Source organism: Ensifer sp. D2-11 (assembly GCF_054161295.1).
On the sequence record NZ_CP096433.1, the window covers coordinates 1,507,327 to 1,529,937 of the forward strand.

The 22,611-nt window shown below is 58.9% G+C and carries 27 protein-coding genes; 26 read left to right on the forward strand and 1 reads right to left on the reverse strand.

Annotated elements, in window-relative coordinates; translation table 11 throughout:
* Window positions 1-63 precede the first annotated feature (63 nt).
* The 21 genes from M1D34_RS07280 (at window position 64) to M1D34_RS07380 (ending at window position 15,257) form a co-directional block, all read left to right on the forward strand.
* Window positions 64-345 carry a hypothetical protein gene (locus M1D34_RS07280; protein WP_318898239.1) on the forward strand — a complete coding sequence of 94 codons (282 nt, stop codon included), beginning with the start codon at window positions 64-66 and terminating at the stop codon, window positions 343-345.
* Complete coding sequence (locus M1D34_RS07285) at window positions 317-2,275, forward strand: AAA family ATPase (RefSeq protein WP_498781385.1); 1,959 nt, start codon at window positions 317-319, stop codon at window positions 2,273-2,275. Before M1D34_RS07280 ends, M1D34_RS07285 begins: the two co-directional genes overlap by 29 nt.
* Before the next feature lie 143 nt (window positions 2,276-2,418).
* Window positions 2,419-2,724 (forward strand): hypothetical protein, encoded by a 306-nt coding sequence (locus tag M1D34_RS07290; protein ID WP_498781387.1) that lies wholly within the window; start codon window positions 2,419-2,421, stop codon window positions 2,722-2,724.
* The gene (locus M1D34_RS07295) at window positions 2,721-3,176 is read left to right on the forward strand and encodes a hypothetical protein (protein WP_498781389.1); all 456 of its coding nucleotides are present in this window, start codon (window positions 2,721-2,723) and stop codon (window positions 3,174-3,176) included. The genes M1D34_RS07290 and M1D34_RS07295 overlap by 4 nt, the downstream gene beginning before the upstream one ends.
* A 3-nt stretch (window positions 3,177-3,179) precedes the next feature.
* Window positions 3,180-4,175 carry a DUF6456 domain-containing protein gene (locus M1D34_RS07300; protein WP_498781391.1) on the forward strand — a complete coding sequence of 332 codons (996 nt, stop codon included), beginning with the start codon at window positions 3,180-3,182 and terminating at the stop codon, window positions 4,173-4,175.
* 885 nt (window positions 4,176-5,060) lie between these two features.
* Window positions 5,061-5,372 carry an HNH endonuclease gene (locus M1D34_RS07305; RefSeq protein WP_498781393.1) on the forward strand — a complete coding sequence of 104 codons (312 nt, stop codon included), beginning with the start codon at window positions 5,061-5,063 and terminating at the stop codon, window positions 5,370-5,372.
* A 108-nt stretch (window positions 5,373-5,480) separates the two neighbouring features.
* Window positions 5,481-5,867 (forward strand): hypothetical protein, encoded by a 387-nt coding sequence (locus tag M1D34_RS07310; RefSeq protein WP_127623822.1) that lies wholly within the window; start codon window positions 5,481-5,483, stop codon window positions 5,865-5,867.
* Window positions 5,868-5,877: 10 nt separating this feature from the next.
* On the forward strand, window positions 5,878-7,755 hold the full coding sequence (locus M1D34_RS07315; protein WP_498781395.1) for a terminase large subunit: 1,878 nt from the start codon (window positions 5,878-5,880) through the stop codon (window positions 7,753-7,755).
* Between the two features lie 13 nt (window positions 7,756-7,768).
* Entirely contained in the window at window positions 7,769-9,016 is a 1,248-nt protein-coding gene (locus M1D34_RS07320; protein WP_498781397.1) for a phage portal protein, read from the forward strand.
* 40 nt (window positions 9,017-9,056) lie between these two features.
* Window positions 9,057-10,148, forward strand: coding sequence for a S49 family peptidase (locus M1D34_RS07325; RefSeq protein ID WP_498781399.1), 1,092 nt, complete (start codon window positions 9,057-9,059; stop codon window positions 10,146-10,148).
* 24 nt (window positions 10,149-10,172) lie between these two features.
* The gene (locus tag M1D34_RS07330) at window positions 10,173-11,384 is read left to right on the forward strand and encodes a phage major capsid protein (RefSeq protein ID WP_127535307.1); all 1,212 of its coding nucleotides are present in this window, start codon (window positions 10,173-10,175) and stop codon (window positions 11,382-11,384) included.
* 52 nt (window positions 11,385-11,436) lie between these two features.
* A complete protein-coding gene (locus M1D34_RS07335; protein ID WP_153320779.1) occupies window positions 11,437-11,607 on the forward strand; it encodes a hypothetical protein in 171 nt (56 codons plus the stop codon).
* Window positions 11,600-11,941 (forward strand): hypothetical protein, encoded by a 342-nt coding sequence (locus M1D34_RS07340; protein ID WP_127535306.1) that lies wholly within the window; start codon window positions 11,600-11,602, stop codon window positions 11,939-11,941. The genes M1D34_RS07335 and M1D34_RS07340 overlap by 8 nt, the downstream gene beginning before the upstream one ends.
* Window positions 11,942-11,944: 3 nt before the next feature.
* Window positions 11,945-12,289: a head-tail connector protein gene (locus tag M1D34_RS07345; RefSeq protein ID WP_127623827.1), complete on the forward strand. Its 345-nt coding sequence runs from the start codon at window positions 11,945-11,947 to the stop codon at window positions 12,287-12,289.
* A gap of 46 nt (window positions 12,290-12,335) precedes the next feature.
* Window positions 12,336-12,743, forward strand: a complete 408-nt coding sequence (locus tag M1D34_RS07350; protein WP_498781402.1) for a hypothetical protein — start codon at window positions 12,336-12,338, stop codon at window positions 12,741-12,743.
* A gap of 162 nt (window positions 12,744-12,905) precedes the next feature.
* Window positions 12,906-13,262: a head-tail adaptor protein gene (locus M1D34_RS07355; protein WP_498781404.1), complete on the forward strand. Its 357-nt coding sequence runs from the start codon at window positions 12,906-12,908 to the stop codon at window positions 13,260-13,262.
* The gene (locus M1D34_RS07360; RefSeq protein ID WP_498781406.1) at window positions 13,262-13,741 is read left to right on the forward strand and encodes an HK97 gp10 family phage protein; all 480 of its coding nucleotides are present in this window, start codon (window positions 13,262-13,264) and stop codon (window positions 13,739-13,741) included. Before M1D34_RS07355 ends, M1D34_RS07360 begins: the two co-directional genes overlap by 1 nt.
* Window positions 13,741-14,154 (forward strand): DUF3168 domain-containing protein, encoded by a 414-nt coding sequence (locus tag M1D34_RS07365; protein WP_127644825.1) that lies wholly within the window; start codon window positions 13,741-13,743, stop codon window positions 14,152-14,154. The genes M1D34_RS07360 and M1D34_RS07365 overlap by 1 nt, the downstream gene beginning before the upstream one ends.
* A gap of 93 nt (window positions 14,155-14,247) precedes the next feature.
* The gene (locus M1D34_RS07370; protein WP_088197099.1) at window positions 14,248-14,679 is read left to right on the forward strand and encodes a phage tail tube protein; all 432 of its coding nucleotides are present in this window, start codon (window positions 14,248-14,250) and stop codon (window positions 14,677-14,679) included.
* Window positions 14,680-14,706: 27 nt separating this feature from the next.
* A complete protein-coding gene (locus M1D34_RS07375) occupies window positions 14,707-15,054 on the forward strand; it encodes a hypothetical protein (RefSeq protein WP_498781408.1) in 348 nt (115 codons plus the stop codon).
* A 32-nt stretch (window positions 15,055-15,086) separates the two neighbouring features.
* Window positions 15,087-15,257 (forward strand): phage tail assembly chaperone, encoded by a 171-nt coding sequence (locus tag M1D34_RS07380; protein WP_498781410.1) that lies wholly within the window; start codon window positions 15,087-15,089, stop codon window positions 15,255-15,257.
* Here the strand turns inward: M1D34_RS07380 and M1D34_RS07385 are convergent.
* A complete protein-coding gene (locus tag M1D34_RS07385; RefSeq protein WP_153503252.1) occupies window positions 15,254-15,541 on the reverse strand; it encodes a hypothetical protein in 288 nt (95 codons plus the stop codon). The genes M1D34_RS07380 and M1D34_RS07385 overlap by 4 nt on opposite strands.
* Window positions 15,542-15,599: 58 nt before the next feature.
* On the opposite strand from M1D34_RS07385, the gene M1D34_RS07390 reads away from it, so the two are divergent.
* The 5 genes from M1D34_RS07390 to M1D34_RS07410 are packed head-to-tail and all read left to right on the forward strand — an operon-like array spanning window position 15,600 to window position 22,581.
* Entirely contained in the window at window positions 15,600-18,611 is a 3,012-nt protein-coding gene (locus M1D34_RS07390) for a phage tail length tape measure family protein (RefSeq protein WP_498781412.1), read from the forward strand.
* Between the two features lie 3 nt (window positions 18,612-18,614).
* Window positions 18,615-19,343, forward strand: a complete 729-nt coding sequence (locus M1D34_RS07395; RefSeq protein ID WP_498781414.1) for a hypothetical protein — start codon at window positions 18,615-18,617, stop codon at window positions 19,341-19,343.
* Window positions 19,343-19,942 (forward strand): hypothetical protein, encoded by a 600-nt coding sequence (locus tag M1D34_RS07400; RefSeq protein WP_498781416.1) that lies wholly within the window; start codon window positions 19,343-19,345, stop codon window positions 19,940-19,942. The genes M1D34_RS07395 and M1D34_RS07400 overlap by 1 nt, the downstream gene beginning before the upstream one ends.
* Before the next feature lie 21 nt (window positions 19,943-19,963).
* Window positions 19,964-20,386, forward strand: coding sequence for a DUF6950 family protein (locus M1D34_RS07405; protein ID WP_498781418.1), 423 nt, complete (start codon window positions 19,964-19,966; stop codon window positions 20,384-20,386).
* Window positions 20,383-22,581: a phage tail protein gene (locus M1D34_RS07410; RefSeq protein WP_498781420.1), complete on the forward strand. Its 2,199-nt coding sequence runs from the start codon at window positions 20,383-20,385 to the stop codon at window positions 22,579-22,581. The genes M1D34_RS07405 and M1D34_RS07410 overlap by 4 nt, the downstream gene beginning before the upstream one ends.
* The last annotated feature ends 30 nt before the right edge of the window (window positions 22,582-22,611 follow it).

Consider the following 22,611-nt stretch of genomic DNA (forward strand, 5'->3'; position numbering starts at 1 on the left):
ACGCGAAATCGTGGGCGAGCGGCATCCGACTTCGGTCGGCTCGGTCTGGCGATAGGTTGATCCATGCGAATCCTCGACATCAAACCTGCCGCCAATCCGGGCGGCGGGCAGGTGAGGCTCATTGCAAGCTTTGACCTGCAACTGACTGACGACGTTGCATTCTATGGTATGCGCCTTTGCCGCACACCGGATGGTCGGCATGTCACCTACGCCCCCACGGCCTTGGGCGGCAGACGGTCCGCCACGTTCGCCCGCCCGCTTGCTGAAGCAATTACTGCCGCAGCCCTTCAATCATACACGGAGCGCGACACCGCCAATGCAGACCAGACCCGCCGTTCAGCTTAACCCCCGAGCGATTGCTGCCGCGCTTGGCGGCACAGCCCGCGGCAACCAGATCTCCGCCCCCGCACCAGGCCATTCAAAGCGCGATCGCTCGCTCCGCGTCCTTCTCGACCCTGCTGCCCCCGAGGGCTTCATCGTTCATCCGCTTGCAGGTGAGGATCCGATCGAGATGCGAGACTACGTGCGCACCAGGGCCGGTTTGCCCGACTGGGAGCCGGAGCGCGCGGAAAGACCGCAGCCGACGGCGCACCTGCGCTTGGTCAAGAAAGCCGAGCCACCGAAGGCGTTCTCGGATTGGCACCTGACTTCCCGCGGGTTCAGCCACGTTGCCACTTACGACTACACGAGCGCTGACGGCGAGGTACTGTTTGAGGTTCTTCGGTACGAGCATCCAACCCAGCCAAAATCCTTCTTGCAACGTCGACCAGATGGAGACGGCGGTTATTTCTCTGGTCGCGGGGAGCCAGTGCTTTATCGGCAGCACGAACTCGCCTCAAACACCGACGATCCAATTTTCGTAGTCGAGGGCGAAAAGGACGCCGATCGCCTGGCGGCCTTTGGGTATCTGGCGACAACGGTTCCAAATGGATCGTGGCCAGACGACTTGTCTGTTTTGATCGGGCGCGAAGTCTTTGTGCTCGCAGACAACGACACGGCCGGGGACAAAAAGGCCAAAGCGGCGATAGGAAAGATGCAGGGCCTCGCAACGGTCGCGCGCATTGATCTCCCAGGCTTGCAGCCGAAGGGCGATGTAAGCGACTGGCTGGATGCAGGTCACACCTCGGAAGAGCTCAAGAATTTGTGTCTCGCATCGGTTCCGGTCGCGGCAAACGATAACACCCCGGAAGTCGTTTCGGACGACAACCTCTTGCCTTTTGTCTTTCCAAGCAAGTGGCAAGGCGAGGCCGTCCCACCACGGAAGTGGCTGATTGACAGGCTTGTCCCGATGCGCACGGTTACGCTTCTTTCGGGTGACGGTGGCTTAGGGAAGAGTCTGCTCGCCCTGCAGACTTCTGTCGCGACAGTACTTGGCGCGAAGGTTGCGGGTCTCGAGCCTGCTAAGGGGAAAGTGCTGTACGTCGGTGCCGAGGACGAAGTCGATGAATTCCATCGACGAATTGACGATGTTTTGGCGGAGCACAGTGCAAGTTACGAGGATCTCGGAAAGGACTTTTTGCTTCTGCCCCTAGCCGATCGTGACGCAACACTTGCTGTGCCGGAAAAATCAGGTCGGATGACCCCGACGCCATTGTTTGAGAGGCTTCAGGAGAGAATTGCAGACTTTGGGCCGACGCTGATAGTTCTCGACACGAGCGCCGACCTGTACGGCGGCAACGAAATCGACCGGACGCAGGTTCGGCAGTTCGTCGCGATGCTGCGATCCATTGCCATCGCGCATGACTGCGCGATTATTCTCCTCAGCCATCCAAGCGTGGCAGGCATGCAGAGCGGTAGCGGCACGTCCGGCAGCACGGCATGGAACAACAGCGTGCGTGCCCGTCTGTATCTCACTGCTGAAACAGGGGACAGCGCTGACCCCGACGGTCGCGTACTTACGAATATGAAAAGCAATTATGGCGCCAAGGGTGATGCAATCAAACTGCGATGGGATCAAGGCGTCTTTGTACTCAACGACGGGAGCCGTCCCAATCCGGCGAAACGGATAATCGAGCGAAAGGCAGAAGATGTGTTTTTGGCGCTTCTTTCGAAATTTAATCGCCAGGGAATCAACGTCAGCCATGTCAGCGGTACGAACTATGCCCCGGCCAAAATGGCGTCGCATCCGGACAGTGACGGTGTTGGAAAGAAGGCCCTCGCATTAGCAATGGCCCGATTGCTAGACGCGGAAACAATCAAGATCGTTGAAGAAGGCCCACCATCGAAACCAAGAAAGAGGCTGATCATTTCTGCCGAAGATTATGGGGCGAAATAGTTCCACCAGAGCTTCCACCGGCCTTCCACCACCTTCCACCAGACTACCTACCACCACCCCCTATAACCCCGGTGGGCGGTGGAACCCGCCGACCACCCGCTGGAAGCTGGTGGAACGGGATCACCGCCAAGAAGGAGAATCAAATGACCGCAGCAGCATTCATCGAAAAGCACAATCTAACAGCAGCGTCTGAAGACGTGAGGCGCGTCAAAGCCCAACTTTCGTCGTTCTTTACGGCCGTCGAGAATATCGAACGTCCCGGTAATTATTACATCCAACTTTATCATGGCGATTCCATCCGCGCAGAACTCGCCAAGCGTTCGGACTTGTGGGGAGGCTTCGGCGCTTCCATGGCAATGGCGGAGATGCCGGTAACCTGGCCGACAAAGTACCGGGCGAGCGTCGCCTACCATCTCGCGCCACTGCTCGACGATGTGGTGAACTCGTGAACATTTCGTCGTTCCTGATGCGGAATCCTCGCCAAAAAGGTGAGGATCTCCGCGACTTCGTCCTCCGCGTCGTTCTTGAAAGTCTCCAAGAGAAGAACGAAAGCGTGAGAGCTGAGCTCGTCGACGAAGCGCTCTCGTTCTACCGAGGTAGGATAATCGATAACGTTGAGGAGGCCGCCGAAGCGAAAGCCGGATCGGAACTGCGTCGAGCCGAAGCAGAACTGAGTGAACTGCAAACAAAGCACCAGGCACTGCAAGCTACACACCAACGCCTCGTCGCCTCCTATCCCACGTCAGTTTCCGTGCGTGAGGCAGAAGAAGCCAGGTTGGCCACGGCAAGGGTCATGAGGGCAAAGGCAGCGGCGATCGCAGAAGGCCCCCATGGCATCCCCAGCAATATCTCCGAAGCAATCGACAAACTTCCAGATCCGAAACCGAAGTGGAGCAAGTAAGCCGTGACAGCTACTGATTTCATCAACGAAAAATTTGCGTCCGCTGAGTTCGAGGCGACCGTCAACGACCGGTTGGCAGACGGTGATCCCACGGTGCCCATCGAGCCGCTGCGCTTGCTTGCCAACCTGGCTGCATCAGGAGCCCTCACGGCGGACGAACGCGATGCAGGCGAGATACTGCACCGTCTAGCAATTGCAGGCCGGTCACCGCTTCAAGGTCCCGCTACGGTCAATTGGCGAGACAAGGACGGGAAGTGGTCGACAGTAAGCAAGCCGCGCCTAGCTCTGCGCCAGATGATGGACCAGGCAATGCAGTCCATCAGAACTCCGAAGCGCGAGCGGGCGGTGCGGATGGCACTTGTGACGGAGCGCCCGAGAGCGAACCTCGACGCCACGCATCAACTCACCGCCGGCGTTGGCGATGTTGCCCGCGCATGGTGGGGCGTTAAGGCCAAAGCCACCGCCCTGTCTGGGAATGTGAAGGTGGCAAGGGTCTCATTGGGCGAGCATGATGCCACGACCGAGCGGCTGGTCGCCGCCAACGATAACTTCGAAACCGTGGATGGCGTGCGCCGGCTCTTTGACACGGCATTCGACGTCATGGCCAAGCGTAGGCAGCTCGACGAGGATCCCGAGGTGAACGAGCTCCTGTTTACGGCCGGCCGTTTGTACCAGCAGGATCACCACGCAGCTGGATTTGAGCCGCTCGGCGCGATCGACTACTCACGGCCGATGGTCGATGGATCTGGTGGCCAAGCCGTGTCCGAGAGGTCTTCGATCGCCAAGGATCGATTCCGCGCGGCGAGACGGGCAATTGGATCCCGCTATGGCGCGGTCGTCGATGCCGTTGTGCTCGAGGGGAAAACGCTGCTTGAAGCGGGCAGGGCGCATTGTGGCTACACTGGCAAAGATACGGCAACGGCCGCAGCTAAGGAACGGCTGAATGCCGGCTTGCGCATCCTGGCCCAGATCTATGGCCTCACTCGCCTAGCAGCGTGAGCATCTCCGGATATCGCCGGACGCATTTGCTATACTTATATTCAAGATCAGAAATTTAACCCGGCCACAGAGCCGGGTTTTCTTTTTCGGTGCGCAGCCTAATTGCGACCGAGCCCGCGTCAGCGATGAACGCGGGATAAATTACGGAGCGAGCTATCATCAAGCATTCCGCAAGCTGACCATTATCGCTATCACACAGCCGACAATCCAAACCCAAGCTGTCGTGGACCACTCCATGACATTCGTGGTCGTGGTCTCCCTCACGACGTCGGCCGCGCTGAGTTTTAATTGTTCCCACCTGTTGGTGGCCCAAGCGACGAGATCGTTGAGCATCAGACGTCCTCCGGTATTCGCCAACGTCGCACGATCAATATGAGCCGTCAATTTCCCATTGCCTGGCGCTGCCTCCTCTCGGCGACGGGCGATCATGCGGCCGGCTCCCTTCGGGTTGAGCTGGCCGCTTCTTGCTCTACGAAGTCGGTGAGGGCGTTAAGCGAGCGAGCCGCTCATTTTCGCGACAGACGGCAATAGTTTTAGCTTCAGCGTAGTCTGCTTGTCGCAATATCCAGTTGCTCACGCAAGTATGACTCATTCCTTTCGCGCACCGTATGATGTGTCGTAGGGCCTTTGGAGGACCCGGCATCTTTTTTCCGCGCAACTCCGCGTACGCGCAGTTCAGAAGAAATTGGCGTCGAATTTCTTCGGTCCTTTCCGGAGTGAAGCGCTCCAGCCTCGTACCATTGACGCTCGCCTCAGAGAATCTTCGCTCCCCAGAGTTGAAGTCGATATCCTTGAGCACCGGCCTGCTGTGATTGAGTTTCGACATGTGCACCCCCTCTACGCATGTTGTTTGGAAGATGGCTCCTTGTCCATGGGGGAATTTCGATGACCGACCATCGTACCGAAGAAGCAGCGCGATATAGGCGCTTGTATAAGCTGGCAATCTGGCGAGGCAAGAACGGCCTAAGGGAGCGGCAGTTGATGCGCCAGCCGCTATGCGAGCGATGCTTGCTCGCAGAAATTGTTGAAGTCGCTACGGTTGTGAACCATCGGGTCCCGCACAGAGGCGATTGGGATTTATTTATCGACCCCAACAATCACCAAAGTCTCTGCAAACCCCATCACGACAGCGATGCTCAGTTGGAAGACCACGGCAAGACGGTGATCTCATTTGATGCGAACGGCTGGCCCCTCTGACCGGGGTGCCGACAAAAGTCGCAAGTCTTTCGCCTTCGGTACCGGCGGCACCCAAGAACGCACGCATCTGCAATTCAGATTATGACCCTATTTTGAGGATTTCCCCAAATGGCAAAGCCGAGAAATCCCCTCGGCAAGGCTAGGATCGAGGGGCGAGACAAAGTCAACGCTGGCCGCTTCAAGGACCGCGCCGAACCTAAGGCGAACGGCCCTCTTGGTACTCCACCGAAGTGGATCGCCGACACAGATCAGTGCAAGGCAAGGGCCGCATGGCTGCTTTTCCAGAACGAACTGCCGTGGCTGAACCAGTCGCATAGGACACTCGTCGGCATGGCTTCGAATATTCAGGGTCGCATCATGGCTGGCCAGGAGGTTGGCGTTCAGGCCATGAACCTCTTGCGGCAGATGCTTGGACAGATGGGCGCGACTCCTGCGGACGCCACAAAAGTGACGGTGCCGAATGAAGAGGACGACGAGGAAGACGGCCTCGACTAAGTGGCCGACTGTGGCTGACGACGAAACTCCGGCACTGGATAGGGTTAATGCATATGCGCACGCTGTTCTTGACGGCTCTATTGTGGCTGGGCCTCACGTACGCAACTCCTGCCGCCGGCACCTCGACGATTTGGCAAACGCGGCCGATCGCGGCCTTCATTGGGATGATTCCGCCGCTCGCCGCTTATTCAACTTCTTCGAGCGCAAGCTTCGCCTCTCTGAGGGGCAGTTCGATAATCAGCCGTTCGTTCTGCAGCCCATGCAGGAGTTCATTCTAGGCTCCATTTTCGGATGGAAGCGAGCCGACGGCACTCGGCGTTTTCGTCGCGCATACATCGAGGCGGGTAAAGGCTGCGGCAAGTCGCCACTAGTTGGCGGTATCGGCTTGTACGGCCTAGTCTACGACAACGAACCTGGCGCACAGATTTACGCGGCGGCAGCGACGAAGGAGCAGGCATCGATTCTGTTCCGAGACGCCGTCAAAATGATGCGGCAGTCTCCGGACCTTTCGAAGAAGATTAAGCCGAGCGGAGGCTTTGAGAGGGAATACAACCTTGCCCATCTAAAGACCTCATCGTTCTTTCGACCGATGTCGAAGGAAGCCGGTAAGACGGGCTCGGGGTTGCGTCCGCATTTTGCACTCTGCGACGAGGTGCACGAGCACCCTGGACCCGAGATCATGCGCATGCTGGAGGCGGGCTTTAAGTTCCGACGCCAGCCGCTGTTGATGATGATCACGAACAGCGGCAGCGATAGGCTTTCGGTCTGCTGGCGCGAGCACGAGATGGCCTGTGCTGTTGCAGCGGGGACGCAAACGCCAGACGAAGAGTATGCCTACGTCGGAGAGACGTGGCCTGGCTCGGATGAGCTATTCTCGTATGTTTGCGCCCTGGACAAGGGCGATGACCCGCTGGAGGACGACTCCTGCTGGGCCAAGACGAACCCGCTTTTGGGCGTAACGGTCAGTAAGGAGTACATCGCGTCTCAGGTGGCATTCGCTAAGAATTTTCCCAGCGATGCTCCCGGTATTTTGCGCCTGTATTTCTGCGTTTGGACCGATGCGCATTCGTCTTGGATGCCGAGAAAGACTGTCGAGTCGGTGATGTCTGATTTCGACATCGAGGAGCACGAAGGAAAGCCGGCGTTCCTAGGAGTCGACCTTTCGTCCCATAAGGACATGACTTGCGTCGCCTATGTCGTGCCGACAGGGCACAAGGAAATGACGAGGCCAGACGGAAGCACGTTCCTTGCGCCAACATTTGACGCATGGGTTGACAGCTTTACGCCGGCAGACACGCTCAAGGAGCGGGCCGACAAGGACAAGGCGCCTTACCTCCAGTGGGTGGCCGATAAGCATCTGATTGCAATACCCGGCGAGCGAATCCGCTACGACTATGTGGCGTATAGCGTCCTCCAGTCGTCCAAGAGCCTAGATATCAAGGCCATTGCGTACGATCAGTATGCTTATGCCGAATTCATGGAGGAGTGCGGCAAACTCGGCCTCGATCTGGTGCACCGAAACCATCCGCAGGGCGGCTTGCGGCGCAGCAATCCAGATGAGGCTCTTGTCGAGCAGGCGCAGGCGGAAGGGCTTCCGGAACCCGGTGGGCTTTGGATGCCCGGATCAATCCGCGAGGCCGAGTCGCTTATCGTGGACGGCAGAATCAGGCTGAGAAGCAACCCGCTTCTCATGACTGCGATGATGGCGGCTACTTTCAGCAAGCCTGACGCGCTTCAAAACAAATACCTCGTCAAGTCTCTCGCGCATCGACGGATAGATTCCGCCGTGGCCCTGTGCATGGCGGTTGGAGCTGCGGTCGACGGTGCAGCCGCACCGGATGCGAACCTCGACGACTTCGTCAACAACATGATCACCGTTACTTGGTGAGTAAGGAGTGGCCATGGGCCTGTTGCAGTGGATAGGAAAGCCGTTCGGCCTCCTATCTGGCCCTTGGCGGGCGTATTATGGAACGGAGACCACCAGCGGCGAAACGGTGACCTACGACAAGGCCATGCAGCTCGACGCTGTGTGGGCCTGCGTCAACCTGATTGCCAACTCCATCAAGACGCTGCCGTGTCTGGTATACAAAGACGACGGCGTCACCGTTGATCGCGAGAGCCAACTCTATGAGCTCTTGCACGACATGCCGAACTTCGACGATACGGCCGCAGATTTCTGGGCCATGGTGGCGATGTGTCTATGCCTAGACGGCAATTTCTTCGCCGAGAAGAAGATGCGCGGCAGTTCCTTGTCCTCGCTTATTCCGTTCGACCCGCTTTGCGTTGAAGTTTGCAGGGACGAGCGCAACGCACGCTACTACGAGGTGACAGAGCGAGTTAACGGCCGAAGCAAGGGCGGCAAGCGCAAGATTTCTGCGGAGAATATGCTGCATATCCGCGGCGCCCTAATGCCTGGTTGCGATCGTGGGCTTTCGCCGATCAGCGTCGAGAGAAACGTGATCGGCAATGCGCTTTCCGGCGAGAAGACGGCCGGCAAGATGTTCAAGAACGGCCTGCTGTCGTCTCTGCTTGTCAGTTCCGACCAGATTTTGAAGACAGATCAGCGGAAGCAGATATCGGATACGCTGACGCAGTTCGCCGGAGCCGATAAGGCGGGCGGTGTGACCGTTCTTGAGGCTGGGTTTAAGCCTTACCCGCTGAGCATCAATCCCAAAGATGCGCAGATGCTGGAGAGCAGGCAGTACAGCGTCGAGCAGATTTGCCGCATCTTCGGTGTTCCGCCAGTGATGATTGGGCACGCCGCCAACGGCACGACGACTTGGGGGAGCGGGATTGAGCAGTTGATCCTGCAGTTCACCAAAACATGCCTCGTTCCGATGCTTCGCAGCATCGAGTCGTCCATTTACCGTGACCTTCTGACACCGCAGACGCGCAAAACTACCGTAGTAAAATTCTCGATCGAAGGCCTTCTCAGAGGTGACAGCGGGGCGAGGGCAGATTTCCTGTCCAAGATGGTCACCAACGGCATCTACACGCCAAACGAAGCCAGATCCTACGAAAACAAGGCTCCAGTTGATGGCGGAGAAGCCGCGATAGTCAACGGCACGATGACGCCGCTCAATAAGTTGGGTGAGTCGACGGAAAGTGCGCCGAACTCGCAAGAACAGCCGCTAAAACGCGCTGCATAGGGAACAAATCATGAAGTTTGAGCACGTTTTGACGGCTTTCATGGCCGAGCCATGGGCTATTCAGCGCGAAAAACTTGCCGTTTTGGCAGACGTTCTGGTCGCCAGGGCGGAAGGCGAGAAGCTGTTCTCGACCGAGTTCGCGGCGGCTGTATCCGACGCAAGAGCCAAGGAAATTGCCGAAATCGACGGCAATGTTGCTGTCATTCCGGTTTATGGCGTCCTGGCGAACAAGATGGATGCCTTTTCCGCGATGTCAGGCGGCACGTCTTACGCAGGTATCCGCCGCTCCCTGCATTCCGCCCTGTCCAATGAAGATGTCAAGGCGGTCATCTTGGACGTTGACAGTCCTGGCGGGTCTGTCCCTGGAACGGAAGAATTGGCCACCGAAATTCGTCGCGTTCGCGGGGGCGACAAGCCCATCGTCGCGCAGGTGAACAGCCTTGCGGCGAGCGCGGCATACTGGATCGCGTCTGCGGCAGACGAAATCGTCGTTACGCCTTCCGGTCGCGCGGGATCCATCGGGGTTTATACGGCCCATGATGATGTTTCCGCTGCGCTGGAGAAGCGCGGCGTCAAGCGCACGTACATTTCAGCCGGAAAGTTCAAGGTCGAGGGTAACGAGACCGAGCCGCTTGGCAAGGAGACGCTGGAGCACATTCAGGACGGCGTAAACCGGTCGTACAGCCGCTTTATTTCCGCTGTTGCGGAGGGGCGAGGCACCACCGTCGGCAAGGTCGAAGATGGCTTCGGGCAGGGTAGGGTGTTTTACGCCGAGGCCCTGATGGACCGCGGCATGGTCGACGGCATCGCGACGCTGGAAGAAACGCTGGAGCGCTTCGGCGCCGAGACGCAGCCGGCATACGTGCGGCGTGTAAAGGCGCAAAATCAGTCTCGTGCCGAATCCGCCGAAGTATTGGTCGCCAAGATGCGATCAGGCGAGATCGTAACAGTTCGCGAGTTCGAAAACGGCATCAGGGGACTGATGGGTTTGACGGGCTCTGAGGCAGAGCGGGCCGCTCGGCTCTACCTCAAGAAGGATCAGGGGGAACCTGATGTCGATGCGGATGCTGCCGCTTTGGCAGCGGTCGAAAGGCTTCTGACCGAAGCGCGTTCATTCACAATTACACGGTAAATCCCCAACAATCAGGAGGACTTCATGTCCGATAATGCACTTGCCGAGAAGATCGGCGAGCTTGGCCAGTCTTTGGCCTCCATTAAGGAGCAGGTAGGCAACCTCGGCTCTGACTTCACCGAAAAGCTGAAAGCAACCGGCGAAGTTTCTGCGGAACTTAAGGGTAAGGTCGACAAGGCTCTTTCTGAGCTCGGCGAGACCGTCACCCGCGTTCGCGAACTCGAGAAGGCTGCAGACCGCGTCAGCGAAAGTGGCGATCCTTTGGCTCGTGGAATTGGCGACCACATTGTCGAAAACGCCTCCTTTGAAAATGGCCGTCTCAGCCTGAACGAGCGTGGTCGCTTCCGCGTCAGTATGGAACGTGCCGACATCACGTCCGCAAACACCACGGTTGGAGCTGGCCGTTCCGCCGGCACATCGCTTGTGCCTGGGGCTCGTGTTCCCGGCATCGTCACGCCTCCGAATCGTCAGTTCACGATCCGCGACCTCATCGCGCCGGGACGCACTTCCTCGTCCAGCGTTGAATACGTCAAGGAAACTGGCTTCACCAACTCCGCCGCTCCGGTTGCAGAAACTACGCAGAAGCCGAAGTCGGATCTAACCTTCAACCTGCTCAGCACCCAGGTTCGCACAATTGCCCACATCTTCAAGGCTTCTCGCCAGATCCTCGACGATGCGCCGGCGCTTGCGTCCTACATCAATGCGCGCGGCACCTATGGCCTGAAATTCGTTGAGGAGAACCAGCTTCTCAACGGCGACGGCACTGGCCAGAACCTTCACGGCATCCTGCCGCAGGCAACCGCGTTCGCCCCGGCGTTTACTCCGGCCGAAGAGACGGCGATCGATCGCCTGCGCCTCGCTGTTCTGCAGGTTATCCTCGCGGAATACCCGGCCAGCGGCTTTGTCCTTCATCCGACGGATTGGGCGAAGATCGAACTGACCAAGGATCTTGGCGGTAACTACATCGTCGGCAACGCTATGTCTCCGATGGGGCCGACGCTCTGGGGCCTCCCCGTCTCCCAGACCCAGGCGGTAACGGCCGGCAAGTTCCTGACCGGCGCCTTCAACCTCGGTGCGCAGATCTTCGACCGCATGGACGTCGAAGTGCTGCTTTCGAGCGAGAACGTGGACGACTTCGAAAAGAACATGTTCACGATCCGCATCGAAGAGCGCCTTGCTCTGGCCGTTTATCGTCCGGAAGCGTTCGTCACTGGCGACGTAAACCCGGCGCCGTAACGAGACTGATGGGGCGGCTTAACGGCCGCCCCTATCACTCACTGGATTAGACATGAAGATAAGAGCACTCAAGGCGCTTGTTGGCGACTATGGACGCCTGAACGAGGGCGATGAAATCGATCTGCCAAAGCATATCGCGAGCCAGCTCCTTGCATACGGCTATGTTGAGCTAGTGACCGAGCCGGAACCGATAGTGCGCAGAAAGGGAAAGAAAAATGGTTAGTGCATCTGCCCGCAAGAGGCGGTTCGCGAGCTACCTTGGCGCGGGCGTGGTCGTCGGGATCGGCGCTCCATCAAATAGCGTCCTTCCAGCCATTTCAGGCACCGCCCAGGTCGGCCAGACGTTGACGTCGACGACTGGCACGTGGTCAGGATCGCCAACCTTCACTAGGCAATGGAACGCAGACGGCGCGGCTATCGTCGGCGCCACGGCGGCAACCTACGTTCCGGTTGTCGGCGATGTCGGGAAGGTCATCACGGTAACCGTAACTGCCACCAATGACAGCGGCTCTGTTTCGGCAACCAGCGCGCCCACGGCCGCAGTCATTGCGGCTTAATTCATGGCGCTCGTTGATCTAGCCACCGCAAAGCGGCACCTTCGCGTGCTGCACAGCGATGATGACGCCGAGATCGAGCTTTACACTTCGGCCGCGGAAGACATCGTCGTTGAGTATCTGGATAGGGTCGTTTTGCCGGAGGGTGAGACGCTCCCCGCAGATGACGACACCGCCATGCACGTCAAGCCGTCTATCGTTGCGGCTATTCTACTCATGCTCGGTGACCTTTACGAGAACCGCGAGGCAGACAGAGAGCAAAAATCCGATGCGGTAATGCCGCCATCGGTTCGGGCGCTCCTGGCTCCTTGGCGCGTCTGGCGCTTGGTTCCGGAAGAGACAACCGCCTGACCCACCAATATTTTGACGCGGCGCTTAAGGCCGGAAGGAAACACACATGGTTGACATAGTTGTAACGCCCGGATCGGTAGTGGCGGGAACGAACTCCACACGCGACATTGGCACTGCCGGCGAGACGATTACCGCTGGGCAGCCGATTTACCTCGACGCAACCACGAATAAGTGGATGAAGTCGGACAACAACGACACTGGCACACGTACCGTTCACGGCATTTCGCTGAATGGCGCGTCGCTGAACCAGCCCGTGTCGATCCACAAGTCTGGTGACATCACGATCGGCGCAACGGTGGTCGCGGGCACCGATTACTGGCTCAGCGGGACCGCTGGCGGAATCTGCCCCCGCGCAGACCTTGTGGCCGGAATGGACACGATCCAGATCGGCATTGCGAAGAGCGCGGCCGTGCTTTCGGTCGACATCCAAGATCCTGGCGTGACGCTCGCCTAATGGCTTGGGTGAGGTTCAGCGCCAACTTCAATTGGGTACAGCCCGGCTTCACCATCGCCTACAAAGCCGGAATGGCGCTCAACGTCACAAGGGCCTGCGCCGACGAGGCCATCAGCAAGGGCGCCGCAGTAAAGATTGCGGCGCCTCGTAAGGAGAACACGGATGGCCAAGAAACAAAGCGCCGGCCGCATGCATCAAAGGCTGCACTTTCAAAAACGTCAAATCGTTGATGATTCTTACGGCAATGAGGTGGCGGGGCCGTTCGAAACAGTCTTCACCGCGGCCGCCGAACTGATTCCGCTGCGAGGTGGTGAACCTGTGCAGGCGGCCAGGCTGGTTGGCGTGCAGCCCTACACGGTTCGAATTCGCAGTTGCGCTGCTGCGCGTGAGGTGACCCCCTCATGGCGCATTGTGGACGCTCGCAACGCGTCGCGCGTCATGAATATCAGGACCGTCACCAACCCAGACCAGAAAAACGCGTGGCTCGACCTGCTGGTTGATGATGGGGTGGCGACGTAATGGCGCTCAAGGCGAAGGTTTTGGGCCGCTTGGCTCTTACGCGAAGGCTGAATGAGTTGGCGCCCGCTGTCGAGAAGTACGCAGCGGAGGCAAAGCTCGAGATCGCGAAGGAAGCCGCCACTCGGATTGCCGCTAAGGCGCCACGCGGCGCAACTGGCGACTATGCAGCCAGTATTCAAGGCGCAAAACTGGTCGACAACCCAGACAAGCGGCAGGTCGGCGTGACACAGACGAAAGACAAGGACGCTGCCGGCATCTTTGCCAAGTTCATTTGGCGCTTTTTGGAGTTCGGGACTGCTCCGCACAATGTCGCCCCCGGTGGCGGCAACATCAGTTTTAGCGGCGAAGCGCACATGCATCCCGGCACAGCGGCGCAACCGCACGTCTTTCATACATGGCGAGCCTATCGCAAGGCGGCGCGACGCAAGCTGTTGGCAGCCGTCAACAAGGGCGTGCGGGAAGCACAGGGTAGCCGCTGATGGCCAGTCCAGAATTGGAGCTCCAGGGCGCTATTGTTGCGCGCCTAAAGGCTGACGTCGGCCTGATGGCGCTGGTCAACGGCGTTTACGATCAACCACCCGATACGGCATTCGCCACACCAAAAGAATCGTATGTCACGATCGGCGAAGCGCAGTTTCTACGCGACGACGCAACATGCGTGAACGGCGGCGAAGTCTACCTGACGCTTCACGCATGGTCGCGGAAAGTTGGATACCCAGTAGCAAAGCAGATAGCCGACGCAGTCGCGGAAAGCCTGCATCTGGCGCCGCTCACGCTCGCAACTAATCGCCTGATCTCAATCATGCACCGTCAGACGCGGGTCTTCCGCGATACGGATGGGCTGACTAGTCACGCCGTCATCGACTTCGTGGCCAACGTCGAAAAGCCCTAGCGGCAAACACGCAGCACACTGCGCTGCGGCCAGCAATCATCACACCACCATCCCGGCCATGTGCCGGGTTTTTCATATGAAGGAACCTAACACATGGCAACTGGACAGCAGCTTGGCCGCTCTCTTTTGATCAAGATCGGCGATGGCAACACGCCGGAAGTTTTCAGCAACCTCTGCGGCCTCAAGACGCGCAGTTTCAACATGTCGGCAAACGAGGTCGACACGACCATTCCGAGCTGCACGAATCCCGGCGGCCCCGTGCAGAAGACCAGCCGTCCCGGCATTTCGAACCGCACGTTCAGCGGCTCCGGCGCATTCGTCGCTGGCGCGGCCATGAGCGCGTTTATGGGCTACGTCCGCGGCTCCACGGCTTTCAATGCGCAGGTCGTCGTTCCTGGCGACGGAACTTACGAAGGAAGCTGGATGGTCACGGATTTCGAATTCTCTGGCGATGTCGAGCCGAACATGGAGTTCAACGCGACCTTCGTTGCTGCCGATGAACTGACGTTCACGGCTGAGGTGTAATCCATGGCTGAAGAGGAGAAGAAGTCGATGAAGCCGTTCCCGCTTGAGGTAAATGGTGCGCGCGGCGAAGCTTCGCTCAAGATTGACGACGTCGAACTCGTCGTTGCTGCGACGATGTCTGGCTTGGCCAAGGTATCCACGCGGCTGGAGTGCAAGTCGTTCCAGGAGCTGTTCATGCGCCTCTCTGGCGTTGAAGCGGCTGCCGTTCTTGCCGGAATTGAGCTTCTGACGATCAAGGGCGATCGACTCGCAGCGATCCAGAAATTGAAACTGAAGCACTTCAAGGACTGTGCTGAGGCATTCAACACTGCTCTTGCGCATCACTTCGATGGTGACGAGGGAAACGCCGAAGCCGTCGACGAGACGGCCAACTAGAGCAAGGTGAGCCGTTCCCCTGGCGTGAGTGGATGCGCATAGCGCTCGGTGGTCTTGGCTGGCGTCCCGTTGATTTTTGGGACGCCACGCTGACCGAGTTTTTCGAAGCAATCCACGGACGTAACGAGGCCAACGGCGTCGACGAGGGACCGAATCCGCCGTCGAAGGGCGAGATGGACGCTCTGCTGGCGAAATATGGTTAGATAAAACCGAGCGCCCTACAGTTGCGGAGTGTCTGAGCCGCAAAATTTTTGTTGCTGAATGTGTCCGGCTTTTCTCGAATGACGGAGCACATCGCGCGAACTTTTTCCGGCTCACTCTCGCCAGCGCTAGCAAGCATGAACAGTTCATTTCGAACGCGTTTCATCAGTTCCGTTTTCGCCGACCGCTCGCGATAGTCGGAATACTCTCCCCAAGCGTACCAGCCACCACCTGCGATCACTACAACGCAGGCGCTGGCTACAAGCGTCTTCAGCCATCCATCCATTTGCCACCCCCTCGGCCCGCCACCACGCGGGCTTTTCTATTTCTAGGATATTCGCCTGATGGTTGAAAAGACAGATGATCTTGTAATTTCCATCAGCACTGACCTAGCTACGGTCAAAAGGAGCCTGAAGCGGCTCGAGGCAGACATATCCTCGACCACAGGCAAGGTCGAAAAGCAGTTCAACGATCTTGGTCGCGGTATCGACAATACCATGTCGTCTGCGCTGCAAAAGCGCATAGACGGCATGGTCGGGATCGGCACGCGAGGCGCCAAGGAGTGGAGCGGCGCTCTTGCCGACCAGGGCAAGGAACTTGAGCGCCTTCGCGCTCGTTACTCGCCGCTGTTCGCAACAATCAACAATTACAAGTCAGCCGTTGCCGACATTAAGCGGGCTCACGCCCTCGGCGCCATCTCTGCGAATGAAATGACAGCGGCCATCCAGCGCGAGCGGCAAGCCGCGTTGGCGTCTACTGCTGCGATCAAGGGCAGGAACGCGGCCTTGGCGGCTTCGCCTTCAGGTGGCCGGGGAGGGATGGGTGCTGGCGCATTCAACACCTCCAATTTGGCGGCGCAGGGTTTCGACATTGCGGCCACGGCTGCATTTATGCCTTGGCAAACGGTCGCCTTGCAGCAGGGTCCGCAAGTCGCGCAGGTCTTCAACGACATAAGAGCGAGCGGACAGCGTATCGGTCCAGCGGTCGCTGGCGCGTTCATGCAACTCGTCAATCCCATCTCGCTGGTGACGATTGGCACAATCGCCGCAGGCGCTGCTGCTATCCAGTACTTCAGTTCGCTCGAATTGGGAGGCGCCAAGTCAGAGGAAACTCTGAAAAAGGAAGCTGAGCTCGTACAGGCGGTTGTCGCCAAGTGGGGTGACGCGCTCCCCGCGCTGAAGGCGTACAACGACGAGCGGCAAAGGCTTACAGACGCCAAGGATCTGCAGGCCGCCGCCGAAATCGGCGCCGATGCGCAGTGGGAGGAACTTCGCAAGACTCTTGGCGACGTAGATTCTGAGATCGGCGACATTGTTACGCGTCTGTCGCAGATGGGCGAAGACACCGACAAGATTACGAGCCTTCAGCGAGCGTTCAACGAACTCACTGCTGGCATTGAAGACGGCAACGCCACGTCGGATATGGCCAAAAAGGTTCAGCAGGAACTGGCCGCGGTCATCAAGGACAATGCGACGCCGGAGCTGCAGAAATACCTTGAGATTTTCGACAGGCTCGTGCCGGCAATCGACAAGGCGGCCGCGAGCGCTTCGAAATTCAAGTCTGAGGCTGCGCAGGCAGCCAGCGCCTCTCGCGGCTTCCGCATCAACAGCCCTGAGCAAGACGCCTACTTCGAGTATCTTGACGAGCAGCGCCGTAAGGCGAACGAAAACCCGACCGTCATCAACCCAGATGGTAGGCGCGTAGCTGTTCCGATACCTGGCACAAAGCCGATTCAACTCGGCGATGAACCGGCAGACACCAAAAAAGCAGAAACGGCCGCGCAGCGTGCTGCGAACGCCTATCGCGACCTGGTCAAGAGCGCCGACGACCGTATCGCCCAGTTGCAACTCGAGACAGAGCTAACGGGTGAATACGGCGTCCAGACCGATGCCGCACGCTTCCGGCTCGAGCTACTGCAGCAGGCGGAAGACAAGGGTCGGTCGCTCAGTGCCGAGCAGCGCGCCGAGATTGAGAAGAAGGTCGAGCTATACAGCAAGTATTCGCAAGCCTTGGCCCAGGCCAAGCTGCATCAGGACTTGCTGGACGACTCCGCCTTTGCCGGACTTTCTAAGCAAGAGCAGGCAGTCAAGCTGCGGCTGCGGTCCTACGGACTTGATGAGGATCTTGGCGGCAACAATGCCGCGATGATCCGCAACAGGTTCCAGCAGGAGGAACTTTCCGACCTAACGCAGTCATTCCTATCGGAATTCAGCAGCGGCATTCTCACTGGCGGCAAAAGCATCGGCGAATCCTTCGCTGATGCGGTTAAGAACGCCGCAGCCAATGCCATGCAGAAGTCGCTGGATAGCTTGTTTGAGCAAATCGGCGGCGCTCTTGCTTCGGCTCTCCTTGGCGGTGGCGGCAAGAGTGGTGGCGTAGCTGCCGTAGCTTCTTCTGCTGCGAATACGTTCGCGGCCCCTGTAGGGGCTGTGACGCGGAGTGCATTGCCTGCGGTTGGCAACATCGGCATGTACGCCAAGGCCATCCAGGCAATTGAGAGCGGCGGCAACTACGGCGCACTTGGCCCGGTTACCCGCAATGGCGACCGAGCGTACGGCGCATATCAGGTCATGGGCAACAATATCGCCCCTTGGTCTGAGGCCGCCCTCGGAAGGCGACTATCGGCAAGTGAGTTTCTTGGCGACAAGTCGGCACAGGACGCGATATTCAATCACCGATTCGGTGGCTACGCGCAGAAGTACGGCGCGTCTGGCGCTGCTCAGGCTTGGTTCGGTGGCCCAGGCTCCGTCGGAAAAGGCGGCATGGGCGCGGACATTCTGGGAACGACCGGCAACTCTTACGTTGCCAAGTTCAACACCCATATTGCCAAAATGGGAGAAACCGCCGCGGGCGCCGTTAACGGGCTTGGCGGCTTCAATTCCGGCTTGGCAGCGATCACCCAGAATATGGGAGCCGCCGGCGGTTTTGGCGGGCTAGCAGGCGGGTTCAACTGGTCATCTCTGTTCAGCCCATCATTTAAACCGACGACGACGCTAGGCAACTTTCTGCATGGCATTCCTGGCTTTGCGGCGGGAACCAATTTCGCTCCAGGCGGGCTGGCAATAGTCGGCGAAAAAGGCCCTGAGTTGGTCAACCTCCCACGCGGATCAAGTGTGACGCCGAACCATCGGCTGAATGCACCTCGCGCGCCTCGCCTTAACGGTCGCGGCATGGCCGCCAACAGCAACGCGCAGCCTGGAATCCTGCAGGTGCAGATCAGCGGGGCCAGCGGCGACGAGCACATCCGCACGCTAGTCAAGCAGGGCGTCGGCGAAGGACTCAGCCAGTACGACGAAAATCAGCGCCGTGGCGGCTTCGGCACCATGCAGAGCAGGTACACTAGCCAGAAGGGCTGATCGATGGCGGTCTACATAAACCAGCCGACACTGGAAGCGAACTTTTTGGCTCCGGTGAAGACGATTTACGACGTCACCGGATCCTCGATCGATGGTGGTCGTAACGGCGTTGGCGAGGGGCAGACGATTGAAATGAGCGGTGGCGGTATCGTCACCGCGACTTACGAAGACTGCAAGATCAAAAACCCCGAGCATTATGAATACGTGAATTGGCTTGGGGCACGCCTTAACGGCGGGTTTCGCTTTATCAACGTGCCGATCATTACCGATTGGTTCGGGCCTTTCCCGACGGTCAACCGACTGCCCGCACCTATTGTCAGCGGCATCACGCACTCCGACGGCTCGTACTTCTCCGACGGCGCAGGCTATAGCCAGGCAACGGTTTACGGCGAGATCACCGAAGCGGCGGCACTGAACGCAGGCGTCATCAAGATGCGCGTCCACGGCCTCAATAGGCCGCTGCGATGGTCCGATTGGTTTTCGATCTATCACACGACGAAGGGCTGGCGCGCTTACCGTTATTGGCAGGTGATCAGCAAGACTTCGGAAGAAAATCCGATCTACACACTGGCGATCGCGCCGCCATTACGCGAGGCAGTCGCCGCCGGCACACGAGTCGAGTTCGCGCGCCCGCGGTTCGTCGCAAAGTTCAAGTCTGAATTCACGCTGCCGTCTGTGGTCGAGGCGTTCTTCGTCACGCAGCAGTCGATACAGTTCGTTGAGGCGTTTTGATGGGCTGGGTTCCGGACAACGTCATAGGTGAACTGCGCGGCAGCCATCAGCTTGGGATATTCCTTCGCATCGGCACGACACCGTCGCTGCATATGTGGTTCGGGATCAACGATATTCCGGCCAACTTCGACAGCATCGATCCGACGGGAACGGTCTACTTGGGCGGCGGCAAGCTTGTCGGCGTGCCTACGCTCGAGGTGCTGGTGAATGGCACGGCCGATAGCGTGGAGTTCACGCTTTCCGGTATCGACCCCACGTCCGCCGCAAGGATGATCGACAGCCTGCCTGCCGTGCGTGGTGCGACAGTGCAGATGGGCATAACGACGCTGGACCAATACTACCAGCCGATGAGCAACGTCATTCCGATTTGGACGGGCACCGCTTCGCATGTGTCGGAATCGTCGCCAGCCACGCCTAGCGGGCAAACTGTGACGCTATCCCTGTCTCTGGCTGTTGTTGCCGGCGAGGCCACGCGTTCGCGCGGAGCGCGCTCTGTTTGGTCTACCCCGCACCAAAAGGCGATCTCGCCAACTGACAAGTTCTGCGACGGCGTCAGCAGACTAGCCAGGGGCGTCCAGCCGGTCTGGCCAAACTTCTAGGTCGCAGCGCCCGAGGTATTCATGACACTGCACGATTTTTTGGCCCTGCCACACCGTTTTCGGTGGGGCGGGATGGGCGGTGACGACTGCACGACGTTCTGCGGCACATGGCTGCAGGAGAGCGTGGGGGTCGACCCGGCAGAGGAGTACCGCGGCACCTACAGCACGGCAAAGGGCGCCCACGACATCCTGACGAGGGCAGGGGGCGTTGTTGCGTTCGCCGCAGCTGCATTGGAGCCGGTGGGCTTCAAGCGCGTCCAGCACCCGCAAGACGGCGACGTTGGCGTTGTCAAAGCGCCGGCGGGGCTGGACGGCGAAACCAAGGAAATCTGCGCAATTCGTTTCGGACCACTTTGGGCACTGCTGTCGCCCTCCGGCGTCATCGCCAAGAAACTTGACCACGTTGCAGCCTGGCGCGCGCCGGATGGAGATCTGAACGTATGAGTTTCCATTACCGCATGATGCTGCAGCGCTATGGGCTGGGCTGCACGACGTCGCTCTACAGCGAAGTTCTGTTCGATCCGATCTTCACGCCGATCTTCACGGCTGTGTTGGGCACCGGCGGCTTCGCGATTGGCGCCACGACTATCAGTTACGCGTCAATCGCTTCCGCGATCGCAACGACGGCCATCTCGATCGGCTTACAGGCGGCTCTGGCGCAGTCTCCGAAGCCGCCAAAGCCGGAGGACGGCCGGGCGCCGCTCAACCAGGCAATACCGTACCGCATCTATGCCGTCGGCCGCACACGACTAGCCGGCGCTCGGATGATGTGGGAAGCCGTAGGGTCTAACCTCTATTCAGTGCAGGCTATCGCTGGCCACCGGATTAAGTCGTTCAACCGCTTCTACCTGAACGACGACGAGGTGACGGTTGTTGACAACGTCGTAACGCCACTGACGACGGGCGGGAGATACGGCGCAGGCTCCGCTAACGTCAGGCTATACACGCGCCTCGGCGCAACACCGGAAACGCCCTACGCGGAGCTTGTCTCGGCACTTGGCGCTGACGGCATCTGGACCAATGCCCATCGGGGCGACGGTCAAGCTTCACTGGCAATGCGGGCGCACAATGCGGATGCGCAGGACCAGCAGACGGCATTTCCGTACGGGGCGCCGTCGCCATCGGTAGAGATCGATGGCGCCTATTGCTGGGACTTCCGAGATCCAGCGCAGAGTCCGACGAATCCGAACACTTGGACGTGGACCCGCAACTCAGCGGTCATCTGTGCCTGGCATCTCTGCTTCAACGAATTCGGTTTCGGTCTCGATTACACGAAGGCGCTGCTTCCAGTCATCGATCTGTGGAAAGAAGAGGCTGACGTTTGCGACGAGCTGGTGCCGCTGAAAGGCGGCGGCACAGAACCGCGCTACGAGTGCAACGGCTGGGACACGACAGAGAACGGCCCGAAGTCGGGGCTGAACGCGATTCTCTCGACCTGCGACGGCCACTTGGTCGCGCGTGGAGATGGCGCCCGCATCTTGACGGTCGGCAAGTTCCGCGAAAGCAGAACGGCAACGCTGACCGATGCCGACATTGTCGGGCATCAGATCCAGTACGACGTGCTTTTCGAGGACGAGTGCAATCGGCTTGTGCCGAAGTTCACTTATCCGGCCACGAATTACACGAGCTGCGACACAGACTTTTTCGAGGACACAGCCGCGCAGCTAAGCGCAGGCCGCGTTCTGACGCAGGAAGGCAGCTATGAATGGTGCCATCAGTGGCGGCAGGCCAGGCGTCTCGGCAAGCGTGATTGGCATCGGCTTCGCCAGAAGGTCAAAGGCAGCCTCGATATTCGCCTTTCCGGTATTAATGCTGTTTACGCGCGCTGGGTCAGACTGGAGACACCGAAACGGCTCCCACGGTTGAACGACAAGCTTATTGAGAACCGTCGATCTGTGCTGGCTCTTACCAAGGGCGGGTTCTCGATGGATTTCGTTGAGCAGCCTGACGGCATCGACGATTGGGATCCAACAACAGAAGAGGGGCAGCAGCCTCCAGTCCCTCCGGCCGTGAATGCTTCGAACATTCCGACGCCGGTCATCAATCTTATCCAGGCGAAGGCGAGCAACAACTCGGTTTACATCCGCGTCGTTGTCATCGACCCGGCTGACGATAGCTTCATCCCGGTAGTCCGCTACCGTGTAGCCGACATCGGCGCCGGGACGCCAGGTGCCTGGATTGAGCAGGCTTTTCCGAGGCCCAACCCGTCTGGCGGATACATCAATCTGAACACGAACACGGTTCCCGTAGATCAGGAGCTCGAGGTGCAGGTCGCATTCAAGGCGGCCAACGGAAAGTACTCAAACTGGTCGGTTACGGAAGAAGTGACGTCGACAGCTGATCCGACTCCGCCTGGTGTCGTTACCTCGCCGAGCGCAACTGGCGGCGTAGGTACAGCAACGTTCAACTGGACCGCTCCGAATAGCAGCAACTACGCTGGCGCGAAGATCTACTGGAACACGGTCGATAACTTCGGCACGGCGAGCTACGCGGGACCGCCAGAATATGGCGCGTCATCGAGCGCTGATTCGACCTCCAGGTCATTCGCCGCAGGCACCTATTACGGCTGGATAGTATCCATCAACCACTCCGGCATTGAAGGCACGGCCGCTGCGACTGGCACGTTCACAGTGACCTAACGCCGACTGCCGGCCTTTGCGGCGCCTACG